At 70.3% G+C, this 12696-nt stretch carries 13 protein-coding genes; 12 read left to right on the forward strand and 1 reads right to left on the reverse strand.

The features are described 5' to 3' along the window. Nucleotides 1-65 precede the first annotated feature (65 nt). From sufB to QE381_RS02780, 11 genes are read left to right on the forward strand one after another with little or no spacing between them, the layout of a single operon-like run. The gene (sufB, locus tag QE381_RS02730) at nt 66-1484 is read left to right on the forward strand and encodes a Fe-S cluster assembly protein SufB (RefSeq protein WP_307215287.1); all 1419 of its coding nucleotides are present in this window, start codon (nt 66-68) and stop codon (nt 1482-1484) included. Further along, on the forward strand, nt 1484-2668 hold the full coding sequence (gene sufD / locus QE381_RS02735; RefSeq protein WP_307215289.1) for a Fe-S cluster assembly protein SufD: 1185 nt from the start codon (nt 1484-1486) through the stop codon (nt 2666-2668). Before sufB ends, sufD begins: the two co-directional genes overlap by 1 nt. After that, the gene (locus QE381_RS02740) at nt 2665-2991 is read left to right on the forward strand and encodes a non-heme iron oxygenase ferredoxin subunit (protein ID WP_307215291.1); all 327 of its coding nucleotides are present in this window, start codon (nt 2665-2667) and stop codon (nt 2989-2991) included. The genes sufD and QE381_RS02740 overlap by 4 nt, the downstream gene beginning before the upstream one ends. Further along, nucleotides 2992-3762 carry a Fe-S cluster assembly ATPase SufC gene (gene sufC / locus QE381_RS02745; RefSeq protein ID WP_307215293.1) on the forward strand — a complete coding sequence of 257 codons (771 nt, stop codon included), beginning with the start codon at nt 2992-2994 and terminating at the stop codon, nt 3760-3762. Between the two features lie 9 nt (nt 3763-3771). Continuing rightward, the gene (locus tag QE381_RS02750) at nt 3772-4101 is read left to right on the forward strand and encodes a metal-sulfur cluster assembly factor (protein ID WP_307215295.1); all 330 of its coding nucleotides are present in this window, start codon (nt 3772-3774) and stop codon (nt 4099-4101) included. Nucleotides 4102-4106: 5 nt separating this feature from the next. Continuing rightward, a complete protein-coding gene (locus QE381_RS02755) occupies nt 4107-5255 on the forward strand; it encodes a MalY/PatB family protein (RefSeq protein WP_307215297.1) in 1149 nt (382 codons plus the stop codon). Nucleotides 5256-5270: 15 nt separating this feature from the next. After that, nucleotides 5271-6197, forward strand: a complete 927-nt coding sequence (locus QE381_RS02760) for a siderophore-interacting protein (RefSeq protein ID WP_307215299.1) — start codon at nt 5271-5273, stop codon at nt 6195-6197. Beyond that, on the forward strand, nt 6194-7207 hold the full coding sequence (locus tag QE381_RS02765) for an iron ABC transporter permease (protein ID WP_307215301.1): 1014 nt from the start codon (nt 6194-6196) through the stop codon (nt 7205-7207). Before QE381_RS02760 ends, QE381_RS02765 begins: the two co-directional genes overlap by 4 nt. Continuing rightward, entirely contained in the window at nt 7204-8280 is a 1077-nt protein-coding gene (locus tag QE381_RS02770; RefSeq protein WP_307215303.1) for an iron chelate uptake ABC transporter family permease subunit, read from the forward strand. The genes QE381_RS02765 and QE381_RS02770 overlap by 4 nt, the downstream gene beginning before the upstream one ends. Next, on the forward strand, nt 8277-9098 hold the full coding sequence (locus QE381_RS02775; RefSeq protein WP_307215305.1) for an ABC transporter ATP-binding protein: 822 nt from the start codon (nt 8277-8279) through the stop codon (nt 9096-9098). The genes QE381_RS02770 and QE381_RS02775 overlap by 4 nt, the downstream gene beginning before the upstream one ends. 28 nt (nt 9099-9126) lie before the next feature. Beyond that, nucleotides 9127-10146 (forward strand): ABC transporter substrate-binding protein, encoded by a 1020-nt coding sequence (locus QE381_RS02780; protein ID WP_307215307.1) that lies wholly within the window; start codon nt 9127-9129, stop codon nt 10144-10146. Between the two features lie 73 nt (nt 10147-10219). On the opposite strand, the gene QE381_RS02785 is transcribed toward QE381_RS02780, so the two are convergent. Then, a complete protein-coding gene (locus tag QE381_RS02785; protein ID WP_307215309.1) occupies nt 10220-10879 on the reverse strand; it encodes a biotin transporter BioY in 660 nt (219 codons plus the stop codon). Between the two features lie 200 nt (nt 10880-11079). Here QE381_RS02785 and abc-f point away from each other — a divergent pair, with 200 nt between their 5' ends. Continuing rightward, a complete protein-coding gene (abc-f, locus tag QE381_RS02790; protein WP_307215311.1) occupies nt 11080-12678 on the forward strand; it encodes a ribosomal protection-like ABC-F family protein in 1599 nt (532 codons plus the stop codon). The last annotated feature ends 18 nt before the right edge of the window (nt 12679-12696 follow it).

Below are 12696 nucleotides of genomic sequence, written 5' to 3' on the forward strand. Positions count from 1 at the left end.
CCACGAGGGTCACGGAACACCGGAACGGATGACACCGTTGGGCCCCATGAGGAGAGTGACACACCATGTCCGATGTGCTGATCGATCGTCCTGAGCTCGAGGGCCTTGGCGTCTACGAGTTCGGGTGGCACGACCCCGATGCGGCGGGAGCCAGCGCGAAGCGCGGCCTGTCGGAGGCCGTCGTGCGCGACATCTCGGCTCTGAAGGCCGAGCCGGAATGGATGCTGAAGAACCGTCTGAAGGGCTACCAGCTCTTCGGGCGCAAGCCGATGCCGACGTGGGGCGCCGATCTCAGCGACATCGACTTCGAGAACATCAAGTACTTCGTCCGCTCGACCGAGAAGCAGGCCGGCTCCTGGGAGGAGCTGCCCGAGGACATCCGCAACACGTATGAGCGGCTCGGCATCCCCGAGGCGGAGCGGGCGCGGCTGGTCGCCGGCGTCGCCGCGCAGTACGAGTCCGAGGTGGTCTACCACCAGATCCAGGAGGACCTCGAGCGCCAGGGCGTCATCTTCATGGACACCGACACGGCGCTCAAGGAGCACCCGGAGTTCTTCGAGGAGTACTTCGGCACGGTCATCCCCGCCGGAGACAACAAGTTCGCCGCCCTCAACACGGCCGTCTGGTCGGGCGGATCGTTCGTGTACGTGCCGAAGGGCGTGCACGTCGACATCCCGCTGCAGGCCTACTTCCGCATCAACACGGAGAACATGGGCCAGTTCGAGCGGACGCTCATCATCGCGGACGAGGACAGCTACGTGCACTACATCGAGGGCTGCACGGCGCCGATCTACAAGAGCGACTCGCTGCACTCCGCCGTGGTCGAGATCGTCGTGAAGAAGAACGCCCGCGTGCGCTACACGACGATCCAGAACTGGTCCAACAACGTGTACAACCTCGTGACCAAGCGCGCGATCGCGCACGAGGGCGCGACGATGGAGTGGGTGGACGGCAACATCGGCTCCAAGGTGACGATGAAGTACCCGTCGATCTACCTGATGGGCGAGCACGCGAAGGGCGAGACGCTCTCGGTCGCGTTCGCCGGCCCCGGCCAGCACCAGGACGCCGGCGCCAAGATGATCCACATGGCCCCGTACACGCAGTCGTCGATCGTCTCGAAGTCGATCGCGCGCGGCGGCGGCCGCGCCGGCTACCGCGGCGAGGTCCGCGTCGACGCGAACGCGCACCACTCCGCCAACACCGTGCGCTGCGATGCGCTCCTGGTCGACACGATCTCGCGGTCGGACACCTACCCCGCGATCGACATCCGCGTGGACGATGTCCAGCTGGGCCACGAGGCGACCGTCTCGAAGGTCAGCGAGGAGCAGCTCTTCTATCTGATGAGCCGCGGCCTCGCCGAGGACGAGGCGATGGCGATGATCGTTCGCGGCTTCATCGAGCCGATCGCTCGGGAGCTGCCGATGGAGTACGCCCTCGAACTCAACAAGCTCATCGAGATGGGCATGGAAGGATCCGTCGGCTGATGAGCGCGACCACAACGGCCCCCGGCACCGCCGAGAAGGGCCACATCGACCCTGCCTCCGCCTTCGTGCCGGTGCAGACCCGTTCGGAGCGGCAGACGTCGTTCGACCCGGCGGACTTCGGCGCGCCGACCGGCCGCGAGGTCAACTGGAAGCACACGCCCGTGGAGCGGCTCGCCGCGCTGTTCGTCGACGAGCCCGCCCCGCACGGCGTGATCTCGGTCGAGGTCAGCGCGCCCGACGTCGTCGAGCAGACGCGTCTGCGTCCGGATGCCGCCCCGCGCGGCGAGGTCTTCACGCCCGAGGACGTGACCAGCGCGATCGCCTGGCACCAGGAGTCCGAGGCACCGCTGCTGCGGATCCCGGCAGGGGTCGAGCTCGACGAGCCCGTGGTCGTCACCCTCACCGGAAACGGCGGCGTGGCCCATGCACACGTCGTGATCGAGGCGGCGCCTCAGTCGCGGGGCGTGGTCGTGCTCCGCCACCGCGGCTCCGCGCAGCACGCGCAGAACGTCGAGATCGTCGTCCGCGATGGGGCCCACCTGACGCTCGTGAGCGTGCAGGAGTGGGAGGACGACGCGATCCATCTCTCGGCCCACCAGGCGCGCGTGGCGAAGGACGCGACCCTCCGCCACGTCGTGGTCAGCTTCGGCGGCGGGGTCGTCCGCGTCAACCCGAGCGTCGAGCTCGCGGGCGCGGGCGCCAGGGGAGAGCTGTACGGGCTCGCCTTCGCCGACGCCGGGCAGCACCTGGAGAGCCAGGTCTACCTCCACCACAAGGGACCCCACACGGTCGGTGACGTCCTCTACAAGGGGGCGCTCCAGGGCGCGTCGGCGCACACCGTCTGGATCGGCGACGTCCTGATCGGCCCGGATGCGGTCGGCACCGACTCGTACGAGGCCAACCGCAATCTCGTGCTCACCGAGGGCGCCCGCGCCGACTCGATCCCGAACCTCGAGATCGAGACCGGCGACATCCAAGGCGCCGGCCACGCGAGCGCGACCGGCCGGTTCGACGACGAGCAGCTCTTCTACCTGCAGGCTCGGGGGATCGCCGAGGAGGAGGCGCGACGACTCGTCGTGCTGGGCTTCCTCATGGAGATCGTCCAGAAGATCGGTGTGGACGATCTCGCGGAGCGTCTCGTCACGCGGATCGAGGCCGAGCTCGCCGCCGGGGCCGCCCGATGAGCGCCACGCGCGTATGCGCGCTGTCCGATCTCGTCCAGGACGAGGCGCGCCGCGTCGAGGTGGACGGCGTGGCGATCGCGCTCGTGCTCGACTCGAGCGGCGAGGTGCACGCGATCGGAGACGTGTGCACCCACGGCGACATCTCGCTGTCCGACGGCTTCGTCGAGGGCGACACCCTCGAGTGCTGGGCCCATGGCTCGGCGTTCTCCCTCCGCACCGGCAAGCCCCTCAATCTCCCCGCTTATGAGCCCGTCCCGGTCTTCGTCGTCACGATCGACGGAGACGACGTGCTCATCGACCCCGCTCTGAAGAAGGAAGTCTGAATGTCTGTTCTCGAGATCCACGACCTGCACGTCACGGTCGAGACCGAGGAGGGCACGACGCCCATCCTGAACGGCCTCGATCTGACCGTCCGCACGGGTGAGACGCACGCCATCATGGGCCCGAACGGCTCGGGCAAGTCGACGCTCGCGTACACGATCGCCGGGCACCCGAAGTACACCGTCACCGGCGGCACCATCACGCTCGACGGCGACGACGTGCTCGCGATGAGCGTCGACGAGCGCGCACGGGCCGGTCTCTTCCTCGCCATGCAGTACCCGGTGGAGATCCCCGGCGTCACCGTGACGAACTTCCTCCGGACCGCGAAGACCGCGATCGACGGTGAGGCGCCGGCCATCCGCAGCTGGACGAAGGACGTCAAGGCCGCGATGAGCAACCTCCGGATGGACCCGAAGTTCGCGCAGCGCAACGTGAACGAGGGCTTCTCCGGAGGTGAGAAGAAGCGCCACGAGATCCTCCAGCTGGAGCTGCTCAAACCGCAGATCGCCGTGCTCGACGAGACCGACTCCGGCCTCGACGTCGATGCTCTCAAGATCGTCTCGGAGGGCGTGAACCGCGCGAAGTCCGAGACCGATCTGGGCGTCCTGCTCATCACGCATTACACCCGCATCCTGCGCTACATCCGACCCGACTTCGTGCACGTCATGGTCAAGGGCCGGATCGTCGAGGAGGGCGGACCCGAGCTGGCCGAGCAGTTGGAGAACGAGGGATACGACCGATTCCTCCCCTCCGACGCCGCGATCGACGCGTAGACTCCGGCCATGCCAGCGACGCTCACGCCGGAGAAGTACGACGAGGTCACCGAAGCCCTCAAGGACGTCATGGATCCCGAGCTCGGGATCAATGTCGTCGACCTCGGCCTCATCTACGACCTCGCCTGGGATGACGAGAACGACGCTCTCGTCATCCACATGACGCTCACCTCGGCCGGCTGCCCGCTGACCGATGTCCTGGAGGAGCAGACGGCTCAGGCCCTCGATGAGGTCGTCGAGCGGTTCCGCATCAACTGGGTGTGGATGCCGCCGTGGGGACCGGAGCGCATCACCGACGACGGTCGCGACATGATGCGCGCGCTCGGCTTCGCCATCTGATCGGGATGCCGCAGCCGCTGCAGGCACTGCCGCTCGAGGAGCTCCGCAGGCGTCGGAGCGTGAAGTGGCGCGCCTACCCGGAGGACGTGCTGCCGCTGTTCGTCGCGGAGACCGACTTCCCCCTCGCACCGGCGGTCCACGACGTGCTCGCGGAGGCGGTCGCCCGCGGCGACACCGGGTACACCCCGTCCGACCCCGGGATCCGCGCCGCCTACGCGGGCTTCGCGGCACGACGGTTCGGGTGGGACGTGGACGCGCGTCGCATCCGCTCGACGGGCGACGTGATGATGGGCGTCGTCGAGCTGCTGCGCCGCCTCACGCGCCCGGGCGACCGGGTCGTCGTCACCCCGCCCGTGTACCCGCCGTTCTTCGACTGCGTCGCCGAGGCGGGCGCGGAGACCGTCTCGGTTCCCCTCGTGGGGCTCGACGACGCGCCCGCCCTCGACCTCGCGGGCATCGAACGGGCGTTCGCGGCGGGTGCCCGCGCCCTGCTGCTGTGCAATCCGCACAACCCCACCGGGACGGTGCACGCGCAGACCGTGCTGCGTGAGCTCGCCGACATCGCGCACCGACACGGCGCCGTCGTGATCAGCGACGAGATCCACGCGCCGCTCGCGGGCCGCGACTTCACCCCCTTCCTGTCCGCTTCCGAGATCGCGGCTCGGGTCGGATACGCCGTGACCTCCGCCAGCAAGGCGTTCAACCTCGCGGGTCTCAAGTGCGCCTTGATCATCACGGCGGATGACGCGACCACCGCGGTCGTCTCGTCGCTTCCCGACGAGGTCGAGTGGCGCACGGGCCTGTTCGGGGCGCTGGCGGGCACCGCCGCGTTCTCGCCGGCGAGCGACGAGTGGCTCGACCGGCTGCGGGCGGCGATCACCGCGAACCACGCACTGCTGGCCGATCTCCTCGCGGACCGCATTCCCGGCGCACGGTTCCGGATCCCGGATGCCGGCTACCTCGCGTGGGTGGATCTCTCCGCGCTCGGCTGGGGCGACGACCCGGCGACCAGGATCCTCCGCGAGGGCAGGGTGGCGCTGCACCACGGTCCCCGGTTCGGCCCGGGCGGAGAGGGTCATGTGCGGATCAACGTCGGCTGCGCGCCCGAGGTGCTGACCGAGGCCGTCCGTCGGATTGAAGTCCTTGTCAGGTAAGGCTATCCTCATTCGGTGACGACCGTTCGTGCCGCCCGGCCCGCCTACCGCCCCTATCTCGCTCGCGTCGAGCGCGTGCGGCGACTCAGCCCGCACTTCGTGCGCATCACCTTCGGCGGCGAGGGCTTCGAGCACTTCCGCGTCGGAGGTCCGGATCAGCGCATCAAGGTCGTGCTTCCGTTCGCCGACGGCTCGTTCTCCGACGTCGGGCAGCACAGCGAAAGTTCCGACTGGTACGACCGCTGGCGAGCGCTGCCCACCGCGGAGCGCAATCCGTTCCGCACCTACACCGTGCGCGGCGTCGACCCGTTGCTCAACCTCGTCGACGTCGACTTCGTCGTCCACGGCGACGAGGGCCCGGCGGGCGCCTGGGCGGCGAACGCCGCTGCGGGGCAGGAGCTGCTGCTCGTCGGTCCCGACGTGCGCGGCGGCGTCGACGGAGGCGGCGGCTACGACTGGCACCCCGGCACGGCACGCCGGCTGCTGCTCGCCGGTGACGAGACCGCGGCGCCGGCGATCGGCGCGATCCTCGAGAGCCTCGACCCCCAGACGGACGTCGACGCCTTCATCGAGGTCCCCTCGGCCGCCGATGCCCTGGCGATCGGCGCCCCGCACGCTCGCGTGCACTGGGTCGCACGCGAGCAACGTCCCTGCGGAGAAGGGCTGATCGCGGCCGTCACCGCGTGGACGCGGTCGGCCGGCGACGTCCTCTCCGCCGCGGCGGCGCCGCGACCCCAGGTGCTCGAGGACATCGACGTCGACGCGGAGCTGCTCTGGGACAGCCCGCAGGACGCCGAGGGCGAGTTCTACGCCTGGATCGCGGGGGAGTCCGGAACCGTCAAGACGCTGCGTCGCCTGCTCGTGCAGGGACACGGCGTCGATCGGAAGCGGGTCGCGTTCATGGGCTACTGGCGAGCGGGGCAGTCGGAACGTATGGAATGACGGGCGCGACTCGGCTCCGCCGGGCGCGGCTCGTCCTCGTCCTCGCCGTCCTCCTGCTCGCCGCCGCCACGCTGCTCGGGCTCATGGTCGGCGCGCGCCCCATCCCGCCCGCGGTCGTGATCGACGCGCTCGTGCGGTTCGACCCCGCCTCGAACGACCACGTGGTCGTCCTCACGCAGCGCGTGCCGCGCACCGTGATCGGACTCGTCGCCGGAGCAGCCCTGGCACTCGCCGGCACTCTGATGCAGGGGCTGACCCGTAACCCGCTCGCCGATCCCGGTCTCCTCGGCATCAACGCCGGAGCCTCTGTCGCGGTCCTCACCGCGATCACACTGTTCGGTCTGACGAACCCGGGCGCCTTCGTCTGGTTCGCCTTCGCGGGCGCCGCCATCGCCGCCGTGGCGGTCGCCGTCGTCGGCACGCGCGGGCCCGACGGGACCAACCCCGCGAAGCTGGCCCTCACGGGCGCCGCCATGACGGCGGGACTGACCGCGGTCGCGACCCTGATCCTCACGACCTCCGTGCTGACCTTCGACGTCTACCGGTACTGGCAGGTCGGCGGGCTGACGGCCCGCGGGCTGGATGCGGTCGCGGTGGTGGCCGTGCCGGTCGCTGCGGGCGCGGTGATCGCGTTCCTCTGCGCCCGAGGACTCGACCTCCTCGCGCTCGGGGAAGAGAGCGCGATCGCCCTCGGCCACCACGTACGACGCACGCGGGCCCTCGGCATCCTCGCCACCGTGCTGCTGTGCGGAGGGGCGACCGCCATCGCCGGTCCCATCGTGTTCGTCGGCCTCGTGGTGCCGCACGTGTTGCGACCTCTCGTCGGCACGGACCACAGGTGGCTCATGCTGACGGCGATCCCGGCCGGCGCCGCGCTCCTCGTGTGCGCCGACGTCGTCGGCCGGATCATCGCCCCGCCCGGCGAGGTACAGGCGGGAGTCGTGGTCGCGTTCGTGGGCGCACCGTTGCTCATCTGGCTCGTCCTGCGGCGCGGAAGGGTGCTGCTGTGAACGCCGACGCTCCGTCCGTCTCGACGGCGGGCGCGGCGGCATGGACGTCGTCGGCATCCGGCTCGCTCGACGCGGTGCGCGGCCGCGCGCGCCGCCGACGTCTCCTCGTCGTCTCCGGCGTGCTGCTGCTCGGCGCCGTCGTGGCCGCCGCGTCGTTGTCGCTGGGCGACTACCCGCTGCCGCCGGCCGATCTCTGGCGCACCCTGTGGGGCGGAGGCGAGCGCATCCAGTCCTACGTCGTGTTCCAGGTGCGACTCCCGCGCCTGCTGATGGCTCTGCTCGTCGGCGCCTGTCTCGCGGTCGCGGGAGCGCTCCTGCAGACCCTCCTGCGCAACCCGCTCGCGAGTCCCGACCTGCTCGGCGTCAGCGGGGGCGCCGGCGCCGCGGCCGTGCTCGCGATGGTCGTGTGGCGGCTCACCGGGCCCGGACTCGCGTTCGCGGCGTTCGCCGGAGGGGTGGGGGTGGCGGCGTTCCTCCTCCTGGCCGGCCACCGCCGCGTGGACGGCGGCTATCGCCTGATCCTCGCCGGCATCGGCGTGTCCTTCCTCTCGGTGTCGGTCACGAGCTTCCTCCTCGTCCGGGCGCAGCTCCAGCTCGCCCAGGACGCGCTCGTGTGGCTCACCGGAAGCCTCTCGGCCACGACCTGGGCGAGCATCGTGACGGTCGCGCTCGTCGCCGTCGCCGCACTGCCGATCGTGGTGCTCTGCGCGCGATGGCTGCCGATCACCCAGCTGGGCACGGCGACGGCCATATCGCTCGGCGTGCGCACCGGCAGGGTGCGCCTCCTGACGGTGGGCGCGGCGGTTCTGCTGGTCGCGGTGACCTGCGCGTTCACCGGACCGATCTCCTTCATCGCGCTGTGCGCACCGGCCATCGCGCGCCCGTTGATCGGCCATGGCGGGATCGCCGTCGGCACGAGCGCGGGCATCGGCGCGGTGCTGCTGGCCTCCGCCGACCTCGTCGCCCAGTTCGCCATCCCGGGCCGCTCCGTGCCGGTCGGCGTGGTGACGGGCGCCATCGGCGCGGTCTTCCTCCTCTGGCTGCTCTCCGCCTCGAAAGGACGCACGCTGTGACCGACACCTCATCGCCACGGCTGGCCGTGCACGGCATCTCCGCAGGGTATGCGGGGCGAACCGTGATCGACGGGCTCGATCTCTCGTTCGCGCCGGGGCGCATGACCGCGATCATCGGCGCGAACGCGTGCGGCAAGTCGACCCTGCTGAGCACCCTCGCCCGCGTTCTCACGCCGACGGCCGGACATGTCTCGCTGGATGGCGATGATGTCGCCTCCCTCCCTCGACGTCGCTTCGCCCGACAGGTCGGCCTGCTCCCGCAACAGCCGACGGCGCCGGACGGGCTCACGGTCGCGGAGCTCGTGTCCCGCGGACGCCATCCGCACCGCGGCGTGTTCCAGCGCTGGAGCACGGCGGACAGTGCGAGCGTCGACGCGGCGATGACGACGACCGGCGTCGCAGCTCTCGCCGACCGCCCGGTCGGCGACCTGTCCGGCGGCCAGCGACAGCGGGTGTGGATCGCGATGGCGCTCGCTCAGGAGCCCCGCATCCTGCTCTTGGACGAGCCGACGACGTTCCTCGACCTGAGCCATCAGATCGAGGTGCTCGATCTCCTGCGCGAGCTCAACCACACCAGCGGCACCACCATCATCGCGGTGCTGCACGAGCTCAACCTCGCTGCGCGATACGCGGACGAGCTCATCGTGATGAAGGGCGGACGCGCGCTCGCACAGGGCACTCCGACGGACGTGCTGACCCGCGACGTCGTCGCCGAGGCGTTCGCGCTCGACGCCCTCGTCACCCCGGATCCGCTCACCCAGACCCCCCTCGTCATCCCGGTCCCTGGCGGCGCGCACGCCCCCAGGGACCGTGGGTGAGAACCTCCACAGAAGAAAGGCACACAGCATGTCCCGAATCTCCTTCCGGTGGCGCGCCGCGGCGCTCGCACTCGCGGGGGCGCTCGCGCTCTCGGGTTGCGCCGCGGGCACGCCCGCAACCGGCGCCTCCGACACGAACAGCGGCGGCGCGGTGACCTTCACCCACATGTACGGCCAGACCACGATCGACCACCGCCCCGAGCGCGTCGCGACCTGGGGATGGGGGTCCGCCGACGCGGTGCTCGCGCTGGGCGTGATGCCCGTCGCGATCCCCGCCGACACCTACGGCGCTCCGGACACCGGCGTGACGCCGTGGATGCAGGCGGCGATCGACAAGGTCGGCGGCACGCCGCCGACGATCCTCAAGAGCACGAGCGACGAGCTTCCCATCGAGCAGTTGCTGGCGACCGACCCGGACGTGCTCATCGCGCCGTACTCGGGGCTGACGCAGGACGAGTACGACAAGGTCACCGCGGCGGGGGTGCCGGTCGTGGCACCGGCGAAGGCCACCTGGTCTACTCCGTGGCGCGAGGTCATCACCGACACCGGAAAGGCGCTCGGCCTCGACTCCCAGGCGACGACGCTCATCGACGACCTCAACGGCCAGGTCGCCGCCGCAGCGGCGGCACACCCCGAGTTCGCGGGCACGACCATCGCGTTCGCATCCGACACGATCGACACGTTCTACCTCTACCTCCCGGCCGACGCCCGCGTCGAGCTCCTCGAGGATCTCGGCTTCACGAGCGCCCCCTCGGTGACGGCGCTCGACAACGGGTCCGCCACGTTCTACACGACGGTCAGCGCCGAGAACCTCGACCGGATCGACGCGGACGTGATCTTCGTCTACGCCGCCGATGACGCAGCGCTGAACACCTTCCTGACCTCGGCACGGACCACGGCGATCCCCGCGGTCAAGAAGGGGGCGGTCGCCTCGATCGTCGGCAACGTCGACAGCGACGCCGTCTCGCCCACCGCCCTGACACTGCCCTACATCCTGCCCACGCTCGTCGACCAGCTCGCGCAGGCGACCGCGAAGGCCAAGGCCTGACCCCTTCGCCGCAGCAAGACGGAAGCCCGGTGGATCGCTCCACCGGGCTTCCGTCTTGCTGCGCGTGATGCGGTCAGCGTCCCTTGCGGGTGTCCAGCGCGCGAACGAGCGCCCACGCGCCCGGGATGAGCGCCGCAGCGATCACGGCCTTCACGACGCCCGGCAGGATGAACGGAAGCAGTCCCGACTCGATCGTGCCCTGCAGCGCGGTCGCATAGCCCCACGCCGTGTAGGTCTCGGCGCCGATCGCGGAGAACCACACGAACAGCCACGGCAGGCCGACGGCGAACGTCACGACCGTGCCGACCACGAAGGTCACGAGCGCCTTGACGAACCGCCGGTCCCACTGACGCTCCGACATCCAGCCGACGAGCGCCGCGGAGACGATGAAGCCGACGATGAAGCCGCCGGTGGAGCCGAAGAGGACGCCCGGACCGGACGCCCCCTCGGAGAACACCGGGAGGCCGACGACGCCGACGAACGCGTAGAGCAGGAGGGCGGATGCGGCGCGCACCGCGCCGAGCGAGGCGCCCACGACGAGCACGGCGAGCGTCTGCCCGGTGATGGGGACGATCGGAAGCGGGATCGTCACCTGCGCGAGCAGAGCGACGAAGATCGTGCCCGCGACGACCACGCCGGCGTCGACCGCCAGGGCGAGCGCGCGGGACGACGGTCGGGCGATGAGATCGGCGAGCACGCGGCGCCGGGGAAGTGCGGAGGCAAAGGACGACATCGGACTCCTTGAGCGTGACGGGACCGCACCGGTCGGCGCGGCATCTGCGACTCAGCCTAGGGGCAGCCGGGTCGCGGTGATTGGACGACATCGACCGAGGATTCGGCGATCCGCTGTGGAGATCGTGCATACCTTGACCCCCGGTAGACTGGGAAGTCGGCCGCTCGGCCGCCTCACCCCACGAAGAACGGACGTCTGCTGTGCTCGCCGTGCACGATCTCGAGATCCGCGTGGGCGCCCGCGTGCTCATGCAGGACGTGTCGTTCCGGGTCGGGAATGGCGACAAGGTCGGACTCGTGGGCCGAAACGGTGCCGGCAAGACGACGTTGACGAAGGTCCTCGCGGGTGATCTTCTCGCCAGCAACGGCTCCGTCGAGCGCACCGGCGAGCTCGGCTACCTTCCGCAGGACCCTCGTTCCGGCGACCCGGAGATGCTCGCGCGCACGCGCATCCTCGACGCGCGCGGCCTCGGCACGCTCGCTCTCGGCATGCACGAGGCCTCACTGGCGATGGCCGACGATGACCCCGACACCGCGGCGGCCGCCATGCGTCGGTACGGCAACCTCACGGAGCGGTTCGAAGCGCTGGGCGGCTACGCCGCCGAGGCCGAGGCGGCCTCGATCGCCCACAACCTGTCCCTGCCGGATCGGATCCTGGATCAGCCGCTCAAGACGCTCTCGGGTGGGCAGCGCCGCCGGATCGAGCTCGCCCGCATCCTGTTCTCGGATGCGCAGACCATGATCCTCGACGAGCCGACCAACCATCTCGACGCCGACTCGGTCGTGTGGCTGCGCGAGTTCCTCAAGGGCTACAAGGGCGGCCTGATCGTCATCAGCCACGATGTGGAGCTCGTGGGCGAGACCGTCAACCGCGTCTTCTACCTCGACGCGAACCGTCAGGTCATCGACGTCTACAACATGGGCTGGAAGCACTACCAGCGCCAGCGCGTCGCCGACGAGGAGCGCCGCAAGAAGGAGCGCGCCAACGCCGAGAAGAAGGCGACGGCACTCCAGCAGCAGGCCGCCCGCTTCGGCGCGAAGGCCACCAAGGCCGCGGCCGCGCACCAGATGGTCGCCCGTGCCGAGAAGCTGCTGGCCGGACTCGACGAGGTCCGCCAGGACGACAGGGTCGCGAAGCTGCGGTTCCCCAAGCCGGCTCCGTGCGGCAAGACGCCGCTGCGGGCGACCGGGCTCAGCAAGTCGTACGGCTCGCTCGAGATCTTCACGGATGTCGACCTCGCGATCGATCGCGGGTCGAAGGTGGTCGTGCTGGGCCTCAACGGCGCGGGCAAGACGACGCTGCTGCGGATGCTGGCGGGCGTCGACAAGCCCGACACCGGCCAGATCGAGCCCGGGCACGGGCTGAAGATCGGCTACTACGCCCAGGAGCACGAGAACCTCGACACGTCCCGCTCCGTCCTGGACAACATGATGTCGGCCGCGCCCGATCTGAACGCGACGGAAGCGCGCAAGGTGCTGGGGTCGTTCCTCTTCACGGGCGACGACGTGCTCAAGCCCGCGGGTGTGCTGTCCGGCGGCGAGAAGACACGCCTGTCGCTGGCGACGCTCGTGGTCTCGAGCGCGAACGTGCTGCTCCTCGACGAGCCGACCAACAACCTCGATCCGGCCTCGCGCGACGAGATCCTCGGAGCCCTCGCACACTACGAGGGCTCCGTCGTCCTCGTCTCGCACGACGAAGGGGCGGTGGAGGCGCTCAACCCGGAGCGCGTCCTCATCCTCCCCGACGGCGTCGAGGACATCTGGGGACGCGACTACATCGATCTGATCACGCTCGCGTGACGCCGCGCGGCGCCGCCG

It is taken from the genome of Microbacterium sp. SORGH_AS_0888, assembly GCF_030818905.1.
Lineage (GTDB): Bacteria > Actinomycetota > Actinomycetes > Actinomycetales > Microbacteriaceae > Microbacterium.

Excerpts from the sequence above, each read along its gene's own strand:
- QE381_RS02740 (WP_307215291.1), top strand. The coding sequence starts at position 2,665 with ATGAGCGCCACGCGCGTATGCGCGCTGTCCGATCTCGTCCAGGACGAG.
- sufC (WP_307215293.1), top strand. The coding sequence starts at position 2,992 with ATGTCTGTTCTCGAGATCCACGACCTGCACGTCACGGTCGAGACCGAG.
- QE381_RS02750 (WP_307215295.1), top strand. The coding sequence starts at position 3,772 with ATGCCAGCGACGCTCACGCCGGAGAAGTACGACGAGGTCACCGAAGCC.
- sufB (WP_307215287.1), top strand. The coding sequence starts at position 66 with ATGTCCGATGTGCTGATCGATCGTCCTGAGCTCGAGGGCCTTGGCGTC.
- QE381_RS02755 (WP_307215297.1), top strand. The coding sequence starts at position 4,107 with ATGCCGCAGCCGCTGCAGGCACTGCCGCTCGAGGAGCTCCGCAGGCGT.
- QE381_RS02780 (WP_307215307.1), top strand. The coding sequence starts at position 9,127 with ATGTCCCGAATCTCCTTCCGGTGGCGCGCCGCGGCGCTCGCACTCGCG.
- QE381_RS02785 (WP_307215309.1), bottom strand. The coding sequence starts at position 10,879 with ATGTCGTCCTTTGCCTCCGCACTTCCCCGGCGCCGCGTGCTCGCCGAT.
- QE381_RS02765 (WP_307215301.1), top strand. The coding sequence starts at position 6,194 with ATGACGGGCGCGACTCGGCTCCGCCGGGCGCGGCTCGTCCTCGTCCTC.
- sufD (WP_307215289.1), top strand. The coding sequence starts at position 1,484 with ATGAGCGCGACCACAACGGCCCCCGGCACCGCCGAGAAGGGCCACATC.